The sequence below is a fragment of the Hoeflea sp. IMCC20628 genome (assembly GCF_001011155.1).
GTDB lineage: Bacteria > Pseudomonadota > Alphaproteobacteria > Rhizobiales > Rhizobiaceae > Hoeflea.
This window is the reverse complement of the sequence record NZ_CP011479.1, coordinates 1435716-1456922: the sequence shown is the minus strand read 5'-3', so window position 1 is coordinate 1456922 and position 21207 is coordinate 1435716. Positions and strand designations below refer to the sequence as shown.

Below are 21207 nucleotides of genomic sequence, written 5' to 3'. Positions count from 1 at the left end.
CAATGGCAGATTTTGACCACATCATTGTGGGCAGCGGGATCAATGCGCTCGTTGCTGCAGCCATGCTTAGCTCCAAAGGCAAGCGTGTGCTGGTTCTCGAACGTGAGAGCCGCTTCGGCGGCTGCATGCGCACCGAGGAAATCACGCTGCCGGGTTTCCACCATGACGTAATGGCGGCAACCTTTGTGCTGTTCCTTACCTCCCCCGCCCATGCCGCGCTCGGACCTGATCTGGCGCGGCATGGGCTGGAATTCTGCCATACGCCGCACCCCACAGCGGTGCTGCGGCCTGACGGCTCTTCGCTGGTGCTGACCACAGACCGGGCCGCCAACATCAAGACATTCAACGCCCTTGCTCCCGGCGACGGTGACCGTCACGGCGCCGACGTCGGAGCGATCGAGACCGACGCGCCTTTCCTGTTCGCGCTGCTGGGCGGCGAATTATGGAGCTGGCCGACAGCCAAATTGCTGGCCAGCCAGGCCTGGAAGCGCGGGTTGCGCGGTCTTGCCGCCTGGATGGGAGAAGCCTTGCGCCCGATGCGCGCCTGGCTTGAAACCACCTATACCTCTGAACTGGTCCAGGCTCTGTGGGCGCCATGGGCGCTTCACACCGGGCTGACCCCCGAATCCACCTATGGCGGCCAGATGGGCAAGGTCATTGCCTTTGCGCTGGAAGCGGCCGGTGCGCCGGTGGTCAAGGGCGGCGCCGGTCAGGCCGCGGCTGCCTTCAAAGGCCTGATCGAGGCAAATGGCGGCGAACTGCGCGCCAATGCCGATGTCGACCAGATCATCACCCGCGATGACAAGGCCGCTGGCGTCAAGCTCGCCGATGGCACCGTGATTTCCGCCGCCGATGTGATTTGCTCCGTAGCGCCGGGACAGCTTTACAACCGGCTTCTGCGCGACGACACGAAAAAGCTTCCGCAGGAGACAACCTCCGGTCTCAGCCAGTTCCGTCATGGCCGCGGCAATTTCCAGCTCCACTACGCCATAGATGGACCGATCCGCTGGAAAACCGAAGGACTGGATCAAGTCGCCCTCGTCCACCTGGCCGAAAGCATCGACTCGGTTTCCAAATCATCCAACGAAGCCGAGCGCGGCATGCTGCCGGTAACGCCGACCATCTGCGTCGGCCAGCCGCACAGTCTTGATCCCAGCCGCTGCCCCGATGGCAAATCCATTCTCTGGCTGCAGATCCCCGATGCGCCACGCAGCATCAAGGGCGATGCCGCGGGTGAGATCGAGACCGATGGTGCCTGGAGCGTAGCCACCCGCGAGGCTTTTGCCGACCGCATCGAGGCAATCCTCGCCAACCACATCGAGGGGTTTGCCAACTCCGTTCTGGCGCGCAAGGCCTACTCACCAGTCGATCTGGAAACCATGAATATCAATCTGGTCGGTGGCGATCCCTATGGCGGATCCTGTGCGCTCGACCAGTTCTTTATCTGGCGGCCCTTCGCCCACTCGAAGAACAACGCAACTGCGATCAAAAACCTGCATCACATCGGCGCCTCGACCCATCCGGGTCCGGGGCTTGGAGGCGGATCGGGCTTCCTATTGGCAAAGAGGCTGGGCGGATGAACGAGGTCAAACCACCAGAAACCGACAAATCAGAACCCTTGCAGCGGCTGGGTGAAATCGGCCTGTCGAATTTTCCGCCCTATCTGATGAACCGCATCATGGGCCGCTACAATGCCGACCTCAGGCAGGAATTGGCCGGACTCGGACTGACCACAGCAAAGATGCGTGCGCTGGCGGTGTTGGCGGTGATCGATACATTGCCGATCTCCGAACTGGCAGTCTATGCGGTTATCGAGCAATCAACGCTCAGCCGTTCGCTCGAGCAACTGACGTCCGATGGCCTGGTGCGACGCGATCCTGACCCCAATGACAGCCGTGTTACCCGCATTGCCATCACCGATGCCGGTCGCGCTGCTTTTGACCAGATGTGGCCATCGATGTCGCGGGTCTATTCACAGATGTTTCACGGCATTCCCGCTGATGAGCGGGCGGCTTTTGTCGCGACGCTGAAAACAATGCTGCAGAACATTCGAAAGCACGACTTTTGACCATATGAACCTTCCGAATTTACTACCTCGAATCCCGTCGATCAGCCCAGGAGAAAACCGATGAAGCATAGCATTCTCGCCATTGCCGCACTTGCCATGAGCTTTGGAGCATTTTCCGCTGAGGCTGAAACACTGCCGGGCGTTCGCGGCGTCAATCACATCGGGCTGACTGTCCCCGACATCGCCGAAGCAGAGGGCTTCTTCTCCGATGTTCTGGGCTGCGAAAAAGCTACGTCTTTCGGTCCCTTTCGCGACGATACCGGCAGCTTCATGCAGGATCTGCTCGACGTCGACCCGCGCGCCGTAGTCAACCAGATCACGCTGATGCGTTGCGGCTTCGGCAGCAACATCGAGTTGTTCTCCTATGATGCGCCCGACCAGAAGACCGTGCGGCCGCGCAACAGCGACATCGGCGGGCACCACATCGCCTTCTACGTCGACGATATCGAGGCGGCTGCGGCTTATTTCAAGGACAAGGGAATCCGCACCTTGATGGGCCCCTTCCCGGTCAATGAGGGACCAGCCGCGGGCCAGTCGATCATCTATTTCTTTGCGCCCTGGGGGCTGCAGATGGAAGCAATCTCCTTCCCCGAAGGCATGGCCTACGAAAAAGACGGCGGACCGGTTTTGTGGTCCAACACCGATCCCGCCAAGTAAACATCACCAGCATTAAGGGTATCAGATGGCTGAACGTTCATTCGCCAAGGAAGTCCAGAAGCTCAAGGTCGGAGAAGGTGAAACCTTTTCCGGCGAGGGCATTCTGGCGCTGACCAAAGCCCTTCTGGAAGCAGGCGTCGGCTATGTCGGCGGTTATCAGGGCGCGCCAATCAGTCACCTGATGGACGTGCTCGCCGATGCCGAGGAAATTCTCACCGAGCTTGGCGTGCGCTATGAAGCCAATGCATCCGAGGCCGCCGCTGCAGCGATGCTGGCCGCCTCGGTGCATTACCCGATCCGTGGCGCAGTCACCTTCAAGGGACCGGTCGGCGTCAACGTCGCGTCTGATGCTTTGGCCAATCTGTCGTCATCCGGCGTCACCGGCGGCGCGCTGGTGATAATCGGCGAAGATTATGGCGAAGGCTCCTCGATCATGCAGGAGCGCAGCCATGCTTTCGCGATGAAATCGCAGATGTGGCTGCTCGACCCGCGCCCCAACCTGCCCTCCATCGTTCAATCGGTCCATCAAGGGTTCGAGCTGTCGGAAGCCACCAACACCCCGGTGATGCTGATGGTGCGGATCCGCTCCTGCCATGTCACCGGCAGTTTCCAGGCCAAGGACAACAAGCGCCCGCCATTCACCGTCAAGGATGCGCTTGCCAATCCGCGCAGCGATTACGCCCGCGTCGTGCTGCCGCCGATGTCCTATCTGCAGGAACACGACAAGATCCAGAACCGCTGGCCGGCGGCGCAGAAATACATCGTCGAGCACAAGCTCAACGAATTCTTTGGCCCCAGCGACGCACCGGTCGGCATCGTGCTGCAGGGCGGCATGTACAATGGCGTGATCCGGGCGTTGCAACGACTGGGACTGGCCGACATCCACGGCGACACCGAGATTCCACTCTATGTGCTCAACGTCACCTACCCGCTGGTCAATGACGAATTCTTCGATTTCTGCGACGGCAAATCGGCGGTTCTGGTTGTCGAGGAAGGCCAGCCGGAATTCATCGAAACAGCTCTGGGTGCTGCACTCTACAAGGCCGGCAAGACCATCAGACTGCACGGCAAGGACATGCTGCCGATGGCCGGCGAATACACCGGCCAGGTCTTGCTCGACGGACTTGAGGCATTTTTGAAAAAGGCTGCCCCCGAATTGCTGCCCGCCCGGCTGCGCGCACCCAATTCCGACCACAAGCCGGCGCTGCCCGATCTTTCCAAGACCGTGCCGATGCGCCCGCCGGGCTTTTGCACCGGCTGTCCGGAACGGCCGATCTTCGCGGCGCTGAAAATGACCGAGCAGGAATTCGGCAAGCACCAGATCGCCGGCGACATCGGCTGCCATCTGTTTGCCAGCCTGCCGCCCTTCGAGATCGGCGGCTCGACCATGGGCTACGGCCTCGGGCCGGCCTCCAATGCCGCCTTTGATGGCGGCGGTGACAAACGCTCGATTTCCATTCTTGGCGACGGCGGTTTCTGGCACAACGGCCTGTCATCCTCGATCGGCAATGCGGTCTACAACAAGTCCGACGGTGTCATCGTCATCGTCGACAATTTCTATTCCGCCGCCACCGGCGGACAGGACATCCTGTCGTCGCGCGCCGACAATCCGTCCAAGGCCACCGGCCACCCGATTGCCGATGCGGTCAAGGGCGTTGGCGTCACATGGGTGCGCCAGCTCGACCGCACCTATGACGTGCCGAAAATGCGCGAGATCCTCAACGAGGCGCTGACCACCGATCATGTCGGACCGAAAGTCATCATTGCCGCATCGGAATGCATGCTCAACAAGCAGCGGCGTGAAAAGCCACTGGTGAACAAGGCGATCAAGGAAGGGCGAAGGGTCGAAAAACCGCGTTTTGGTGTTGATGAAGACATCTGCACCGGCGACCACGCCTGCATTCGTCTGTCGGGCTGCCCGTCATTGTCGCTCAAGAAGCTCGATGATCCGTTGCGCGACGATCCGGTCGCCAGCATCGACCAGAGCTGCGTCGGCTGCGGCAATTGCGGCGAAGTCGCCGACGCCGCGGTGCTCTGCCCCTCATTCTACCGTGCTGATGTGGTCGACAATCCGGGCTGGATCGAAACCAGGCTCGGCACTATCCGAAGCAGCACCATCGCCTGGCTGCAAACCCGCCGCTCCCGCGGCCGCATCGAATTCGTCCGGACCTGACCCATGGCACTCAACATCGCATCCGAATTCACACCGAAACGGCAAGACCCGGCGCTTGACCAGATCATCAAGCTCGCCGTCATGGCCGTTGGTGGCCAGGGCGGCGGCGTGCTGACCAACTGGATCGAGGACTGCGCCCACCGCAACGGCTATGTCGTTCAGGCCACCTCCGTCGCAGGTGTCGCCCAGCGCACCGGCGCGACGATCTATTACATGGAAATGGCACCGGCGCAGGAGCGGAATCCGGTTTTCTCGCTAATGCCGGCCGCCGGCGATGTCGACATTCTGGTGGCGGCCGAGATGATGGAAGCCGGACGCGCCATCATGCGCGGCTTTGTCACTCCCGACCGCACCACGCTGATTGCGTCTTCGCACCGGGCGCTGGCGGTCTCCGAGAAAATGGTGCCCGGTGACGGGATCGCCGATTCCGAGGAAGTGATCGCAACGGCTGAAATCGCATCCCAACGCTTCATCGCCTTCGATATGGAAAAAATGGCGGTCGATGCCGGATCGATGATCTCGGCAAGCCTGTTCGGGGCATTGGCAGGCTCCGGCGCCTTGCCTTTCGAACGCGAAAGCTTTGAAGCCGCCATCAGGGCCTCGGGCCGTGGCGTCGAGGCCAGCCTGCGCGCCTTTGCGGCGGGTTTCGAAGCCGCAGCCGGCGGCATCGTAGAACGGCCTTCATCCGGCAAGACAAAGCTCGCTGTAGCCAACACACCAGCGGGTCCGACCCGGCTGGTCGAGAAATGGAATGCCCTTGAAGCCCGGGCAATGGCCCTGCCCGCGAGCGCCCGCGACATGGCGCTGACCGGCCTGCGCGCTGTAGTGGATTTCCAGGACCTGGATTACGGCAGCGAGTATCTCGACCGGGTTGAGACCGTGCTGGCCCAGGACGATGCCTCCAAGGATCATGAACTGACGTTTGAGGCCGCCAAATATATCGCCAAGGCGATGGCCTATGATGACGTCTTCCGGGTGGCAGATCTCAAAACCCGCGGCAGCCGTTTTGCCCGGATTCAGACCGAGATGAAGCCGGCCAAGGGCGCGCAGATGAAACTCACGGAGTTCATGCATCCGCGTGCCGAGGAAATCGTCGGCATGATGCCGTCACGGCTTGGCCGCAGGTTGTCGGCGAGCCAGAGCGTCATGCGATTGATCGACAAGCTGTTCAATCGCGGACGCCGCTTGCGCACCGATCGCCTGCTGCCGTTTGCGCAGCTCTATGTGCTCGGCGGGTTGCGCAAATACCGCCGCGGCACCCTGCGTCACAGCATCGAAAAGCAGCATATGGAACACTGGCTCGAGCTGGTGATGACCTACCGCAAGATCGACTACGCATTGGCGGTCGAAACCCTGCGCAACCGCCGCCTGGTCAAGGGCTATTCGGACACCCACACCCGTGGCCTGTCGAAATTTGACCGGGTAATGAACGGCGTAGCGCTGCTCGCCGGTCGCGACGATGCCGCCCATTGGTGCCGCCTGTTGCGCGAAGCAGCACTGGCCGACGAAAAAGGCGACCAACTCGAAGGCGCCCTCAAGACAGTCCGCTCCTTTGCAGAACAGAGCGAAACCGGCCATCAGGCTTGAATCAGATCACCCGGAAACCGCCGCAAGACGCTGGACTGACTCGGCTTTCCAGGTTCGCCCTGCGAGCTCAATCAGCGACGGGGCATCAAGGCTGCAGCAACCGGCCAGACACCGTTTCGTGAAGGGCTGACGCAAAAATGGGGCTTGCGCCGATGCTGCAAGATCATACATAGGACAGGCAAGCGAGGACGACCTCCCCAATCGGAAAAACCAGCCGGGACGACCCGGCAATCTATTGGGGACTTCCATGCGAACCACCTTTGACCGAATCCGCCACGCCTTGAGTTTTGAAATCATAGCGCTGTTTGTTGTCACACCGCTTGGTGCCTGGGGCTTTGGTCTGCCGCTCGGGGACATCGGCGTCATCGCCGTGATCAGCGCCACCATCGCCACCGGTTGGAACTATCTTTACAATTTGCTGTTCGACCATGCGCTGTTGAGAATTGCCGGCCATGTCAGCAAGACGTTTGCCCTGCGCGTTCTCCACGCTGTCGTGTTCGAAGCTGGCCTGCTTGTCGTGCTGCTGCCGTTCATTGCCTGGTATCTTGGCGTCAGCCTCATTCAGGCGTTCCTGATGGACGTGTCATTCGCAGCCTTTTATCTGGTCTACGCCTTCGTCTTCAACTGGGCTTACGATGTTGTCTTTCCCATCATGCAGCCAAGCAGTCCAAAGACACCAGAGGCTGAGATGCAGCGCTGAACGAAAACGGCCGCGGATTGCTCCGCGGCCGAATGATTTTCAGTCAAGGACTGGAATCAGGAGAACCACCAGCGTTCGGTGAACTTGCCGCCATCGGCCTGCCAGTTGGCTGCAACCTGGTCATCATGCGTCAGCCCCTTGGAGTGGGCATGAATGAAGTTGGCCCACATGCCGATGATGGCGCCGCCATCGTCCTGCAGCAGCCGCTGCGCTTCCCAATACTGTTCCTTGCGCTTGTCTTCGTCGGTTTCCGACCGCGCCATGACAACCAGATCGTTGAACTTGTCAGCGGATTCGCCGGTTTTCCAGGCGGTATCGTTCCACTCGGTGTCGGCAGTGTAGGCTGATGCATACATCCAGTCCTGAGTCGGACGGCCGCTCCAGTAGCAAGCGCTCCACGGCTTCTTGTTCCAGACGTTGGACCAGTAACCATCGCTGGGCTCGCGAACCAGTTCGATCTCGATTCCGGCTTCCTTTGCGGAAGCTGCAATCAGCTGAGCCGCATCGACGGCGCCGGGGAATGCAGCGTCCGAGACCGACAGCTGGATCGCACCGGAATGGCCGGATTTCTTGTAGTGTTCGGCAGCCTTTTCGGCGTCGAATTCATGCACCGGAAGTTCGGTGTTGAAGAACGGCATCGAGGCATTGACCGGCACGTCATTGCCGGCCTTACCATGGCCGAGCAGGATCTTGTCGACCAGTTCCTGACGCTTGATGGCAAATTTGAGCGCCATGCGCAGGTCGTAATTGTCGAACGGAGCCGCATTGACCCGCATCGGGAATGTGTAATGCTGCGTACCGGTTGTCTGAAGAATATCAAGCGTTGGCACACGCGCCAGCAGAGACACGGTTTTCGGATCGACATTGTCGATAAAATCGACATCGCCGTTCATGATCGCGTTCTGGCGCGCTGTGGTGTCGGCCAGCGTGATGAATTCAGCTTCGTCGAAATGCGCGCGGCCTTCCTTGAAGAAGTTAGGATTGCGCTTCATCAACGTGCGCACGCCTGCCTCGTAGCTTTCAATGATATATCCGCCGGTACCGATCGGGCTGTTGGCATCTTCGATCATGCCATCCACGGAGGGCATGATCATGATGTGGTAATCGGAAACGATATACGGGAAGTCGGCATTGCCGCCTTCGAGTTCGAAGATCACCCGGTTGTCGCCGTCCTTCTTGATTTCCTTGACCGCACTCAACAGGCCTTTAGCGGCGGACTTGGAGTTTTCATCTCGGTGGTAGTTGAACGTCGCGATCACATCGTCGGCGGTCATGGTCTTGCCGTTATGGAATTCCACACCCTTGCGCAGATCGAACACCCAGGTCTTGGCGCCGTTTGATGGCTCGAAGCTTTCGGCCAGTTCAGCAATCAGTTTGCCGTCATTGCCAACTTCGGTAAGCTGGTTACCGCGAGCGTAGTTGATAGCCTGCGACATTCCGTTTTCAGAGGTGCCCGGGTCAAGCGCATCGGTCGTCGAACCGTAGGAAGAGCCATAGCGCAGTTTGCCGCCACTCTTGGGTGTTGCAGCGAGCACATCCGTCGCCAACGTCAGCGCCGCAGGCACAGCCAAGCCTGCTGCAATGGCAGTCGTGATAAACTGCCGACGGCCAATCTGGCCTTCGCTGAGCCAGCGTGCCTGTTTATTCAGATATTCGTCTTTCATGATATTCTCCATCTATTCCCGAATTTTTATTGATTTTTGACGTCACGCTAAACGCGACGAAATGGGGGCTGCGCCTATCCTGTCCTCCTGACGGCGATTGTCAACAGCACGAGCCAAGGCGATGATACTGTAAGCTTTTCACAGATCAGGCCGAATAAAACGGCCAAAGCACAGCCGGCTGTCATGCCGAACGGCAAATCCAAGCGGTCCTGAATAAGTAGAACAAAACCGGGGCACAAACAATGCCTTATGCCCCGCACATATCCCGTTATGTTCGATTAGCCGGTTTACAACACCGTAAGGCTGGTCAACAATGCTGACCAGTACCCGGCCGCCGATACCCATCGGAAATCAGAGCCAGGAAAATGGCGTCAAGACCATCAATCAGCGGGAAGGAATGCGCACTTGAATGCAGTGCTGTCGACCATATTGAAACGACTCGGAATGGGCGTTGCCACGCTTTTCGTTGTTTCAGCCATCATCTTCAGTTCCATTTCAATGCTGCCGGGAGACTTCAGTGAAGCCGTGCTCGGCCAGGCCGCAACCAAGGAAACCGTCGCATCGTTCCGCAAGGAACTCGGCCTGGATAAGCCCGCGCCGGTTCGCTATCTCGAATGGGTTGGTTCTGTCCTGCAAGGCGATCTCGGAACTTCTTTCTCAGGCCGCAACGCGTCGGGTCAGGACCGCTCCCGCAAAGTCAGCGAACTTGTCATGCCAAGGCTCTGGAACACGCTGTTTCTCGCCGGTGTCACCGCGGTTATCGCCGTACCGCTTGCGCTATTTCTGGGGCTGACCGCAGCTCTTTACCGCAACACGGCCTATGACCGCATCGTCAATGCTGCGACGCTGACCACGATCTCGACGCCGGAGTTTTTCGTCGCCTATATCCTGATCCTGTTCCTCGCGTCGCTTTGGCCAGTGTTTCCCTCATTGGCCAATGTTGACGCCTCGACCGGCATTGGCGAGCGGCTCTACCGCGTAGCGCTGCCGGCCCTCACACTGACTTTGGTGATTGTCGCGCACATGATGCGCATGACACGCGCCGCCATCATCAATCTTCTGGCCAGCCCCTATATCGAGATGGCCCGGCTCAAGGGTGCGTCGCGCTCGGAGATCATTCTCAAGCACGCACTGCCCAATGCCTGGGCGCCGATCGCCACCGTCATCGCCTTCAACCTGGCCTATCTGGTGGTTGGCGTGGTCGTGGTTGAGGTGGTGTTCGTCTATCCCGGCATAGGGCAACTGATGGTCGACGCCGTGACCAGCCGAGACATTCCCGTGGTCCAGGCTTGCGCGCTGATTTTCGCAGCCACCTACATCCTGTTGAACCTGACAGCCGACATCGTCGGCATCGTCACCAACCCGCGATTGTTGCACCCCAGATGAGCGAGCAACCAGACACTTACACTGCGTCCTCGGAAGTCGGCGCTGTCCGCAAGCGCCGAAGCCGCCTGGAGCGCGTTGGCCTGCTGCTGAAATCAGCACCGCCCAGCGCCTGGTTCGGGATGATCGTGGTCTCACTGTATATCCTTGTGGCGGTACTGGCAGATGTGCTTGCGCCCTATGGCGAGGCCGAGATCCATGCCGTTGCTTTTGCCCCATGGGGTGATGAGTTCTTTTTCGGCACCGACCAGATCGGCCGCGACGTACTCACCCGGCTGATCTATGGCGCCCGCAACACCATGGGCATCGCGCTAGCGACCACATTTCTGTCATTTCTCATTGGCGGCGGACTGGGCCTTGTGGCAGCCATCAACCGCCGCTGGCTTGACCAGGCGCTAAGCCGCTTTGTCGATGTGCTGATGGCCATTCCAAGCCTGATCTTCGCGTTGATGCTGCTGTCGATTTTCGGATCGACCATCACCAGCCTGATCATCATCATCGCCGTGCTCGATTCGACCCGGGTCTTCCGCCTTACCCGCGCTGTCGCCGTCAATGTCGCGGTGATGGACTATGTCGAGGCCGCCAAGCTGCGCGGTGAAGGCCTCGGCTGGATCATGCGCCGGGAAATCCTGCCCAATATCATGCCGCCGCTGGTGGCCGAATTCGGGCTGCGGTTCTGCTTTGTGTTCCTGACCATCGCGGCATTGTCATTCCTCGGCGTCGGCATCCAGCCGCCGACCGCCGACTGGGGTTCGATGGTGCGTGCCAACGCCTCGCTGATCCAGTTCGCCAAATACGACATGACAGCAGCGATCACCCCCTTGCTGCCAGCTGCCGCTATCGCGCTGCTGACCGTTGCGGTGAACTTCATCGTTGACTGGTTCCTTCAGAAAACAAGCGGGCTTCGCGAATGACCGACACTCCTGAAGCCAACAACGATATCCTGTTGGAGATGCGCGACATTCGCATCGACGGCTATTCCGACGAGCAATGGCACCCGATCATCAAGGGTGTCGACCTGACGCTTCGCCGTGGCGAAATCATGGGCTTGATTGGCGAGTCCGGCGCTGGCAAGTCGACGCTCGGCAAGGCCGCCATGGGCTACACCCAGCCCGGCTGCAAATTGACCGGCGGCTCGATCATGTTCGACGGCATCGATCTGGCAAAAGCCAAAGACCGGGACAAGCGGCTGCTGTGGGGAACCCGCATCGCCTATGTGGCACAATCCGCCGCAGCGTCCTTTAACCCTGCACACCGACTGATCGACCAGACCGTCGAAGCCGCCACCCGGCGCGGTATCCGGCCCGATGCCGAGTCCCGAGCCGATGCGGTGGAACTGTTCCGGGCCCTGCAATTGCCCGATCCCGAAACCATCGGCAACCGCTATCCGCACCAGGTCTCAGGTGGACAGTTGCAGCGGGTGATGACGGCCATGGCAATGTCACCACGCCCGGACCTGATCATTTTTGACGAGCCGACAACCGCGCTCGACGTCACCACCCAGGTCGAGGTTCTCGCGTCGATGCGCAACATCGTCGAGGAGTTCAACACCGCAGCGATCTACATCACCCATGATCTGGCAGTAGTTGCCCAGATGGCCGATTTCATTCAGGTGCTGCGCTACGGCGAAGAGGTTGAAGAGGCGCCGACGCGTCAGATGCTGACCAAGCCGGAAATGCCCTACACCAAATCACTCTGGTCGGTTCGGGCGCTGGAAAAGCCCGAGGTCAAGGGCACGGATATCGTCCTGTCAGTCAACAATGTTGAAGCGGCCTATGGCGACATCAAGGTTCTGCATGATGTCTCGATGTCGTTTCCGCGTGGACGGACTGTCGCGGTGGTCGGCGAATCCGGATCGGGAAAATCAACCGTCGCGCGGGTGATCACCGGCCTGTTGCCGCCATCGGCCGGAGAAGTCATTTTCAACGGTGAACCTTTGCCGGCCGCCTTGAAGGATCGCAGCAAGGAACAGCTGCAGCAGATCCAGATGATCTACCAGATGGCGGACACGGCGATGAATCCGCGCCAGACCGTGGAAGACATCATCGGACGCCCGCTCGAGTTCTATCTCGGCCTGACCGGCAAGGCCCGTGAGGAACGGATCCTCGAACTGCTGGACATGATCGAGCTCGACGAGAGTTTCTTGGACCGATTGCCATCCGAACTGTCCGGTGGCCAGAAGCAGCGGATCTGCATCGCTCGCGCGCTTGCCGCCCGGCCGGACATCATCATCTGCGATGAAGTCACCTCTGCGCTCGACCAGATCGTCCAGGAGGGCATCCTGCAATTGCTGCTGCGGCTGCAAAAGAAATACGACATCACCTATATGTTCATCACCCATGACATTGCCACGGTGAAGGCGATTTCGGATGAGATCGTGGTGATGCTGGAGGGCAAGGTTGTCGAACAGGGGCTCAAGAGCGAGATCCTGTCACCGCCCTTCCCCGATTACACCAAATTGCTGCTGTCATCGGTGCCGGAAATGGACCCCGACTGGCTCACCAATCTCCTGGAGAGCCGCGACACCTGAGCGGAAGTACGACTTTCTATCTGTCAGCCAGAAGGGCTGGCAGATCCGCCACCGAACCGACCAGAACATCAGCCAACTGAGTCAGCGTCTCGCGTGTGCCTGTTCCTGATAGCACCCCGATCGCAGCACCTGCGCCGGCTGCGCGGGCCATTTCCATGTCATGACCATTGTCACCAACCATGGCGATTTCCGCAGGGCTCACACCCAGATGCGCTGCAAAGGCATTGATCATGCCCGGCTCGGGCTTGGGTCCATAGCCACTGTCATAGCCGGCGACAAAGCTGATATGCCGCGACAAGCCCAGCACCTCGACAGTACGGCGGATGCTGGCTTCACCATCGCTCGAGGCTATCCCCAGCGTCAGACCGGCACCAGTGAGTTTGTCCAGCAGGCTGTTCAGGTCACAAATTGGCCAAGGTGATTCCGCGCCGTCGATGAAAATCTGATCGAGCAGGCGAACCAGCTTTCCATGCTCTATAGGGCTGCCATGGATCACCATATGCGCAGCAATTTCGCTGGCATTGGCCGCAGCGAACATGCTGTCTGCCCGGGTCTTGCCGGTAACAGGGTCTGTGCCGCATTCGTTGAGCAAGATGTCGGCGAGTTCAGGCTCGCCGTCAGCAGCGATCAAGGCGCCCTTGCGGTTGGTCGCGGCCCAGGTTTTATCAAAATCGATCAGCGTGCCGTCCTTGTCGAACAGGATAGCCTTGATGGTTTTGCTCATTTTCCATGTCATGATGTGTTTCCGGTTTGACTCAAGCTGTGCCCCGCGCTTGCATGGGCGTCAACACCGAGACCCAATTCTTCAAGGATTTACCATTGCGCCCCTCGCCCTATGACAATTTACTCGACGACGAAACCTGGCGTTTCATCGACAAGTCGGTCGCATTCTATCCCGAGGATGCAACCAGTCTCGACCATGTTGGCCAACGCCACGTCTATGACGAACTATGCAAGGCTTTCGACGCCGGCCGGCCGGCCGGTGTGACAGTCAGGGATTTTTCCATTCCCGGTCCGACGTCACCCGTCCCGGTGCGCGAATACATGCCAACATCTGGCAATCCGCCGGCACTGGTAATGTATCTGCATGGCGGTGGTTTTATCCTCGGCGGTCTTGATAGCCACGACAGCATTTGCGCGGAGATCTGTGACAGCTCCGGTTATGCCGTTGTCTCCGTCGATTACCGTCTGGCGCCTGAACATCTGCATCCGGCACAGTTTGAAGATGCTCTTGCTGCATTCCGCCATATCGCCAACGCATACGGTCTACCGGTAATCCTGAGCGGCGACAGCGCCGGCGGCAATCTCGCCGCTGCGGTTGCCTGGGCGACACGCGGCGAAGCCCTCCCCCCGGCGGGACAGGTGTTGATCTACCCTGCCCTCGGCGCGGACGTGACCAAAGGCACATTCCTCAGCCATGCCAACGCGCCCATGCTGTCCACCGCAGACATGCTCTACTACGACGATTTGCGCTCAGGTGGCCCGTCTCCCCATGACGACCCGTCGTTCACGCCGCTTGCCGCAGCGGATTTTTCCGGAATGCCGCCGACACTCGTCTTCACCGCACAATGCGACCCGCTCTCAGGCGACGGACCCGATTACTGCGCTCGCCTCGCCCAGGCTGGCGGCAAGGCCATCTGCTTTGAGGAAGAAGGCCTTGTTCACGGCTATCTGCGTGCCAGGCATTCCGTCACCCGCGCTCACGACAGCTTTTCCCGAATGATCACCGGAATCAAGTCACTCGGCGCCGGCGACTGGCCCTATTAGACACGACGCTATCCGTTGGCCGGATCAAACGAAGCGGCGCGCAATCCGTTTTTCCCAGTCCCTGTCGAACATCACCTCCCCGTTCTCGGTCGCCACCAGTTTGCCGGTGATGTAAAACCAGTTCTTGTCGCAGCGCATCTCCATGTCCGCGACCGTGCCGGTGTGCCAGTGATCGCGACCATTGGTCTGCTCCCAGCGGATATGCGATGTCGCCGACAGCGGATCATCAGGATGGATTGACCAGCGCTCATGCGTGGTGCTGCCGGAAATCAAACCATGTTCAAGATCACGGTTCTCGCCGGCATCATTGAAAATGGTCGTGGTGACTACGCCAGTTACGGGATCTGTCTCGCTTTGCCGGGTCGAGACCGAAGGCCTGAGGTTTTCATGCTGCCAAGGCGCGGCCCCAACCGGCTTTTCAAAGCTGCACTCATCCCCATCAGCAATCTCCGACCGGTATGGGAGCGCAAGCGTTCCAGCTTCAAGCGTCACTGTCGCCCGTTCAGGCGTGGGCCAGATGAACGGCCAACAGGCGGTCGACACCGCGATCCGCAACCTGTGACCGGCCGGGATTCGATAGGCGATCTGGTCGAGAGTGACCGCCGTCTCGAACACCTCTCCGGGTGTCAGCAATTCCGGCCTCTCGCTGGATTTGCTGTGGGTCAGATTGAGCACACCCATGGTGATCAACGCCGAGGTTCCGTCCGGGCGCAGATCGCAAAGCCGCACCACCAGTTGCGCCATCGGCCTGTCCGATGCGACCCGCAACACAAGCTTTGGCGCGCCGACAATATCCAGCGGATTCGTGAGAACCTCACCATCGAAGCATGCGGACCGCAGATCATCCAGTGTCTGCTCGTCAGGTAATTCCGGGCCATAGGCAAAGGGAAAATATTCTCCTGCCTGACTGCCGCAATCGCCCGGCGAACTGACCAAAACGGGCGCCGTCATCTCAGCTTCGCCGAGACAACCATCTCCGAGCTGAAATGCAATCTCGTCAATTTGCGGAGACGGCCATGCGCTCTCGGCAATCCAGCGGCCGGGACGTTCATCCACCCAGCGTTTTGGCGCGATACTGTCCATCAGCCAGGCCCGGTAGGCCGGCAGGCTCTCGGCGCCATTGTCGATGCCCTTGAGCCAATGGTCCCACCAGCGTTTGGCCTCCTGCAGAAAACCGATGCGCGGCTCGGGGCCGGCATAATGTGGATATTTGTGAATCCACGGCCCGACAATGCCCTTGACCGGCGCATCCAGATTTTCGACCAGATGCGAAATCGTGTTGCGATAGCCATCATGCCAGCCGCCGATCGATAACACCGCAGCCTCGATGGCGCCAAAATCCTCACAGACCGAGCCATGCTTCCAGTAGTCGTCGCGCGCCTGCCGCGAAATCCACTCGCGCGCCAGAAACGGCATCTGTTCGAGCCGGTTGAGCCATAATTCGCGCCAGCCCGGACCAAGCAGCAGCGGATCCGGCGGCCGTGACGAATAGGACAGCATGTTGGCTGCCCAGCCGAAATTCTCGCCCAGCAGGCAGCCGCCCTTGAAGTGGATGTCATCGGCAAAGCGGTCGACCGTGGAGCAGATGGTGATGATTGCCTTCAGCGCTGGCGGATGCAGCGCCGCCACCTGCAGCGAATTGAACCCACCCCAGGAAATCCCCATCATCCCGGCCGTGCCCGAACACCATGGCTGTGCTGTCGCCCAGGCAATGACATCGCAGGCATCCTGCAATTCCTGCGGCGTGTACTCGTCTTCCATCAGACCTTCGGAATCGCCGTTGCCGCGCATGTCCACCCGGATACAGGCATAGCCCTGCCCTGCCATCCACGGATGGGTGAGGCTGTCGCGCACAATGGTGCCGTCTCGCTTGCGATAGGGCAGATGCTCCAGGATCACCGGCACAGGGTTGTCGGCAGCATCCTTCGGCATCCAGATCCGCGCCGACAATCGGCAGCCATCCGGCATGACGATCGGCTGATCGGCAATCTCGACAATATCGCGCTCGAAGTCCGTCTCTATGTCCGGCATGAATGAGGTCATGGCGTTTATCCTTGCTTCGGTCGACGGGAACAATTGTCAGACCAAGCCCGACACCTGCTGATGTCAGGTCCGCAACGCCCCGGTCAAGGGATGACCCGGACTAATCACGTTGCTCACGCTATGGTTTCGCCGCGCCCCGCCTGCCGGCCCGAGAAAATGCAGCCGCCGAGGAAACTGCCTTCAAGTGCGTTGTAGCCGTGGTATCCACCGCCACCGAAGCCGCTGACCTCGCCTGCGGCAAACAAGCCCTCGATCCGCGAACCCTGCGCGTTGAGAACCTGACCGTTGAGGTCAGTCTCCAATCCGCCGAGCGTCTTGCGGGTGATGATGTGCAGCTTGATGGCAATCAGCGGGCCGTTGTCAGGGTCGAGAAAGCGGTGCGGCTTGGCGGTGCGCATCAGCCGGTCGCCGCGATAATTCCGCGCCGCATGCACGGCCATCAGCTGCGCGTCCTTGGTGAAGGGATTGTCGATCTGGCTGTCCCGCGCAACGATCTGGGCGCGCAGTTTTTCCAGATCAAGCAGATCGCCGCCCCTCTGATTCATACCTGCAACCAGATCCTCCAGCGTATCGGCAACGACAAAATCCTCGCCGTGGCTCTTGAATGCCTCCACCGCCGGTGTCGCCTGCTTGTTCAACAGCCGTTGCTGAATCACCTTGAGCCAGCTCTTGGCGGCAAAATCCGGGTTCTGCTCCGAGCCCGAAAGCGCCACCTCCTTCTTGAGGATCTTCTGGGTCATCACGAACCAGGAGTAATCATGCCCGGTGGACAAGATCTCGCGCAGCGTCGACAGCGTGTCAAAACCCGGCAGGCACGGCGGCTTCAGCCTGTTGCCCTCGGCATCAAACCACATCGACGATGGTCCCGGCAGGATTCGAATGCCGTGATTGGGCCAGATAGGGTCCCAGTTCTTGACGCCTTCGGTGTAATGCCACATCCGGTCGGCATTGATCACCCGCCCCCCGGCGGCTTCGGTGATGGCGATCATCCGGCCATCGACATGGGCAGGCACGCCGCAGATCATCTGTTGGGGCGGTTCGCCAAGGCGTTGTCGCGGCCAGGACTTCCGAACCAGATCAAAATCTCCGCCAATCCCGCCCGAAGTCACCAGAACGCTGGGCGCCCTGAGCTCGAATTCGCCACGGATCTCGCGGCTGGTCGATTGGCCGCGGTCCTTGACGTCATCGGCCAGAACTTCGCCGGAAACCCCTTTGACCACGTTGTTTTCAGTGATGATTTGAGAGCAGCGATGCCGGAACCTCAGTTCAATCCGCCCGGCTTTGACATGTGCCCGGACGCGGCTTTCAAACGGCGCCAGCGTGCCGGGGCCGACGCCCCAGGTGACATGAAACCGCGGCACCGAATTGCCGTGGCCATCGGCAAACGAGCCGCCGCGCTCGGCCCATCCGACAATCGGAAACCAGCGCATGCCCATGCCATGCAGCCAGGGCCGCATTTCGCCGGCTGCAAAATCAACATAGGCCTCGGCCCATTTGCGCGGCCAAAAGTCTTCATTGCGATCAAACTGCGCCGAGCCCATCCAGTCGTTCAAGGCCAGTTCGCGGCTGTCCTTGATGCCCATCCGCCGCTGTTCGGGCGTATCGACCAGAAACAGCCCGCCCAGTGACCAGAATGCCTGCCCGCCAAGCGAGTTCTCCGACTCCTGGTCCAGGATGACGACCTGCTTGCCGCGGTCGGCAAGCTCATTCGCAGCAACGAGTCCGGCCAGGCCGCCCCCCACCACGATCACATCGCAACTGTCCATTTCATCTCACCCTATTCTGCATTTACCGCGCCTGCCGCAAGCCGGCGAAACCACCAGATCACCGGTGCCGAGACCACATACATCAAGATGCCATAGACTGCGGCCGGCAGCGCATAAGCCGGAAAGCCCGCCTCGTGACCGGTGAGGATCGCGGCCACGGTGATGCCGAGTGTGGAATTCTGAATGCCGGTCTCGATTGAAATCGTCTTGACCTCGGCCATCGACAGTCCTGCCAACCGGGCAACGCCGAAACCGACGGCCAGCAGCACGACAATCAGCACCACCAGCGACGGCGCCAGTATCGGCAGATTGGTGATGAAAACATCCCAATTGAGCACCACGGCCAGCACGACGATGGCCACGAACAGGCCATTGGCCAATTGCGCCACCACCGGCGCGATGCGCCCGGTCACGGCGGGTGCGAAATGACGCATCGCCAACCCGATGAGGATCGGCACCGTGGTCAACAAGAACAGTTGCACGGCAATGCCACCAATATTGACCGGCGTGGCATCAGCGCCGCTGAAATAGCCGATCGACAGCGCCAGCAGGGGCGGCACCGTGAACATCGAAGCAAGGCTGATCACCGCCGTCAGTGACACCGAAAGCGCCACGTCGCCCTTGCCAAGGCGGGTCAGAATATTGCTGGTGACGCCGCCCGGACAAAACGCCAGGATCATGAAACCGATCGCCAGTTCAGGGCCGAGGCCGAACGCCAGCACCAGCAGGAACGTGACGATCGGCAGAAGCACCACCTGATTGAGTGCACCGATGACAAAGGCAAACGGCCGTTTGATCACCCGCAAAAAATCTGAAACCGTCAGGCCGAGGCCCAGTGAAAACATGATGAACGCCAAGCCCAAAGGCAAAACGACCCCGACGACAGTGCCCATAATCCCCTCCCGTTTGCACAGACACTCTTGCTGGTGTCCTGTGCATGCTGCTCACCTGGCCGCAATGTGAGCGGACGGTGCAGTCGTGAACGGGACCATAATTTTCGAGCCTTGTCGATGGGCAATGCGTTCCATCGGAGCTTCACCGGCCGGCCGGATCAGGACGAGCGGTGTTGCGCCCAAATTCGGATTGGGGCACACATGCAAGCCAGCCCGCGCCAAATTCCAACAGGTTCCTCATGGTCAAAGCCATCACCCCCGTCGCCGATCTCGTCGCCAGCGCCCGTGCGCGCATCAAGGAAATCGAAACCCCCGACGCCATCGCCATGGTTGACGATCCGGATGTCGTCATCGTCGATCTGCGTGACGTCCGCGAACGCCAGCGCTCAGGCTTCATTCCCGGCAGCTTTCACTGCCCGCGCGGCATGGTCGAGTTCTGGGTTGACCCGCAAAGCCCCTATTTCAAGCAGGTCTTCGGTCAGGACAAGACATTCGTGTTTCACTGTGCCTCGGGCTGGCGCTCGGCGTTGACCACGGCCACGCTCAATGACATGGGCTTTGAGGCAGCCCATTTGAAAGAGGGGTTCTCGACATGGCAAGCCCAGGGCGGTCCGGTCGAGTTTCCACCCGAGCGGAACTCCTAGAGTTTCTCCCGGGCAGCCCGCGATTCAATCAAGCCGCCATTGAACCTTTTCAGCGTCGAGAAAATCGATGGAATGCACCACCACGCTGTCCTCTTCCAGGAAACAGACATTGTAGTTCGGCGCCAGATCGCCATAGCCCATCCGGTTGATCTGGCCTGAAAAATCCGGCCAGCAGCTGTGATTTGTCGAGCGCGGCGCTGAATAGGAAATGCCGCCGACAGCGCCGCTCAGCGTGTAGTGGCAATGACCGAAAAACATGTGCCCGATCGTGTCAGAATACTCTTTGAGCAGCGACTGCAGCTCCTTCTCATTGAGAATGCCGATGACATCCGCATTGGCGACATGCACCCGAACCGGGTTATGGTGCATGAACAGAAAGACTGTCTGGCCCTTGGTCCGAGCGGTATCCAGCACGCGCCTGAGCCAGGCCATCCGTTTTTCGCAATAGAGCCCGCTATGCCGGCCCGCGTCGACTGTATCCATGTAGACGAACAGACCTGCAGGTGTCTCCTCGGTCCATTGAATGAAACCGTCATCATCGCGGTTGGTGTGTGGAAACACCGAAGCAAATGTCTCGCGGTTGTCGTGATTGCCGATCATCAGCCGTGGTTCGAGTTTGCCCTTCAGCGAACTGCCGTCAAGGATCTCGACAAGTTCACGGTAGCTTTCTTCCTGACCGTAGTGGGTCAGGTCGCCGGTGATCACCACGAGGTCGGCGTCCTGGTCATTGGCCTCGACATAGGCCAGACATTTTTTGAAGTTGGCAATCGAATCAAGCCCCAGGATCGGTACGGCATTGATGTGAATGTCGGAAATATGCACAAGTTTCATCGTGGTCTCCATCGCAGTTCAGTGTGTCTATCCCGGTCATGTCGCCGTTCCATGACAGCACACCAGCCCCGGCGTTCCGGCAGGCTGATTTAAGGACACAATCGTTTCCGGCATGCTAGCCCAACACCGACACACCATCCGGAACCAAGTTCTTCGCCACGCTTGTTTGTGACACTGCACATCCCTAACAATCAGAATGCAACGTGAAAATCCACAAACAGCGAGGAGGCGCGAGTGCCGAAGAAAAAGATCCGCAAAGTCTATGAGACGCTGCTCGAAGGGGCATATCTCGGTCTGTCGGATGTGCAACTGCACGACTATGTTTTCGCCAATTGCTCCAAGGCCACCAGCAAACGCCTGGTGCGCGCCTCCTTGCTGGCGCTCAGCGATCCGGACGTCAAGGACCGCAATGTTCTCAACGTGATTTACGCGCTGGCCATCAAGCACCGGCTTGATGGCGGTCCGGATTCTGAGGAGGATGAAGCAGACTAGGTTCAACGG

At 59.7% G+C, this 21207-nt stretch carries 18 protein-coding genes; 12 read left to right on the top strand and 6 right to left on the bottom strand.

Features of this window, described 5'->3' with window-relative positions; all coding sequences use genetic code 11:
• Positions 1–2 precede the first annotated feature (2 nt).
• From IMCC20628_RS06825 to IMCC20628_RS06800, 6 genes are all read left to right on the top strand, one after another.
• Positions 3–1580, top strand: a complete 1578-nt coding sequence (locus IMCC20628_RS06825; protein ID WP_047029593.1) for an NAD(P)/FAD-dependent oxidoreductase — start codon at positions 3–5, stop codon at positions 1578–1580.
• Entirely contained in the window at positions 1577–2068 is a 492-nt protein-coding gene (locus IMCC20628_RS06820; RefSeq protein ID WP_047029592.1) for a MarR family transcriptional regulator, read from the top strand. The genes IMCC20628_RS06825 and IMCC20628_RS06820 overlap by 4 nt, the downstream gene beginning before the upstream one ends.
• Positions 2069–2128: 60 nt before the next feature.
• Positions 2129–2725, top strand: coding sequence for a VOC family protein (locus IMCC20628_RS06815; protein WP_047029591.1), 597 nt, complete (start codon positions 2129–2131; stop codon positions 2723–2725).
• Positions 2726–2750: 25 nt separating this feature from the next.
• Entirely contained in the window at positions 2751–4898 is a 2148-nt protein-coding gene (locus IMCC20628_RS06810; protein WP_047029590.1) for an indolepyruvate ferredoxin oxidoreductase subunit alpha, read from the top strand.
• A gap of 3 nt (positions 4899–4901) precedes the next feature.
• Positions 4902–6485: an indolepyruvate oxidoreductase subunit beta family protein gene (locus IMCC20628_RS06805; protein ID WP_047029589.1), complete on the top strand. Its 1584-nt coding sequence runs from the start codon at positions 4902–4904 to the stop codon at positions 6483–6485.
• 247 nt (positions 6486–6732) lie between these two features.
• Complete coding sequence (locus IMCC20628_RS06800; RefSeq protein WP_047029588.1) at positions 6733–7185, top strand: PACE efflux transporter; 453 nt, start codon at positions 6733–6735, stop codon at positions 7183–7185.
• Between the two features lie 56 nt (positions 7186–7241).
• On the opposite strand, the gene IMCC20628_RS06795 is transcribed toward IMCC20628_RS06800, so the two are convergent.
• Complete coding sequence (locus tag IMCC20628_RS06795; protein WP_047029587.1) at positions 7242–8849, bottom strand: ABC transporter substrate-binding protein; 1608 nt, start codon at positions 8847–8849, stop codon at positions 7242–7244.
• Between the two features lie 405 nt (positions 8850–9254).
• Here IMCC20628_RS06795 and IMCC20628_RS06790 point away from each other — a divergent pair, with 405 nt between their 5' ends.
• Genes IMCC20628_RS06790 through IMCC20628_RS06780 form a run of 3 tightly spaced genes read left to right on the top strand, consistent with a single transcriptional unit; the run spans position 9255 to position 12762 of the window.
• Positions 9255–10235: an ABC transporter permease gene (locus tag IMCC20628_RS06790; RefSeq protein ID WP_047029586.1), complete on the top strand. Its 981-nt coding sequence runs from the start codon at positions 9255–9257 to the stop codon at positions 10233–10235.
• Positions 10232–11146, top strand: coding sequence for an ABC transporter permease (locus IMCC20628_RS06785; RefSeq protein WP_047029585.1), 915 nt, complete (start codon positions 10232–10234; stop codon positions 11144–11146). The genes IMCC20628_RS06790 and IMCC20628_RS06785 overlap by 4 nt, the downstream gene beginning before the upstream one ends.
• Positions 11143–12762, top strand: a complete 1620-nt coding sequence (locus tag IMCC20628_RS06780) for an ABC transporter ATP-binding protein (protein ID WP_047029584.1) — start codon at positions 11143–11145, stop codon at positions 12760–12762. The genes IMCC20628_RS06785 and IMCC20628_RS06780 overlap by 4 nt, the downstream gene beginning before the upstream one ends.
• 16 nt (positions 12763–12778) lie before the next feature.
• Here IMCC20628_RS06780 and IMCC20628_RS06775 read toward each other — a convergent pair whose 3' ends face one another.
• Positions 12779–13498 (bottom strand): HAD family hydrolase, encoded by a 720-nt coding sequence (locus IMCC20628_RS06775; RefSeq protein ID WP_052766331.1) that lies wholly within the window; start codon positions 13496–13498, stop codon positions 12779–12781.
• A gap of 41 nt (positions 13499–13539) precedes the next feature.
• Between IMCC20628_RS06775 and IMCC20628_RS06770 the strand changes: the two genes are divergently transcribed.
• A complete protein-coding gene (locus IMCC20628_RS06770; RefSeq protein WP_047029583.1) occupies positions 13540–14529 on the top strand; it encodes an alpha/beta hydrolase in 990 nt (329 codons plus the stop codon).
• Between the two features lie 24 nt (positions 14530–14553).
• Here the strand turns inward: IMCC20628_RS06770 and IMCC20628_RS06765 are convergent, their stop codons facing one another.
• The 3 genes from IMCC20628_RS06765 to IMCC20628_RS06755 form a co-directional block, all read right to left on the bottom strand.
• Positions 14554–16560: a CocE/NonD family hydrolase gene (locus IMCC20628_RS06765; protein WP_047032335.1), complete on the bottom strand. Its 2007-nt coding sequence runs from the start codon at positions 16558–16560 to the stop codon at positions 14554–14556.
• A 125-nt stretch (positions 16561–16685) separates the two neighbouring features.
• Entirely contained in the window at positions 16686–18338 is a 1653-nt protein-coding gene (locus tag IMCC20628_RS06760; RefSeq protein ID WP_047029582.1) for an FAD-binding dehydrogenase, read from the bottom strand.
• Positions 18339–18349: 11 nt separating this feature from the next.
• Positions 18350–19231 carry a bile acid:sodium symporter family protein gene (locus IMCC20628_RS06755; RefSeq protein ID WP_047029581.1) on the bottom strand — a complete coding sequence of 294 codons (882 nt, stop codon included), beginning with the start codon at positions 19229–19231 and terminating at the stop codon, positions 18350–18352.
• A 239-nt stretch (positions 19232–19470) separates the two neighbouring features.
• Here IMCC20628_RS06755 and IMCC20628_RS06750 point away from each other — a divergent pair, with 239 nt between their 5' ends.
• Positions 19471–19875, top strand: coding sequence for a rhodanese-like domain-containing protein (locus IMCC20628_RS06750; protein WP_047029580.1), 405 nt, complete (start codon positions 19471–19473; stop codon positions 19873–19875).
• A gap of 24 nt (positions 19876–19899) precedes the next feature.
• Here IMCC20628_RS06750 and IMCC20628_RS06745 read toward each other — a convergent pair whose 3' ends face one another.
• On the bottom strand, positions 19900–20706 hold the full coding sequence (locus IMCC20628_RS06745; RefSeq protein WP_047029579.1) for a metallophosphoesterase: 807 nt from the start codon (positions 20704–20706) through the stop codon (positions 19900–19902).
• A gap of 234 nt (positions 20707–20940) precedes the next feature.
• On the opposite strand from IMCC20628_RS06745, the gene IMCC20628_RS06740 reads away from it, so the two are divergent.
• Complete coding sequence (locus tag IMCC20628_RS06740) at positions 20941–21198, top strand: hypothetical protein (protein WP_047029578.1); 258 nt, start codon at positions 20941–20943, stop codon at positions 21196–21198.
• Positions 21199–21207 lie beyond the last annotated feature (9 nt).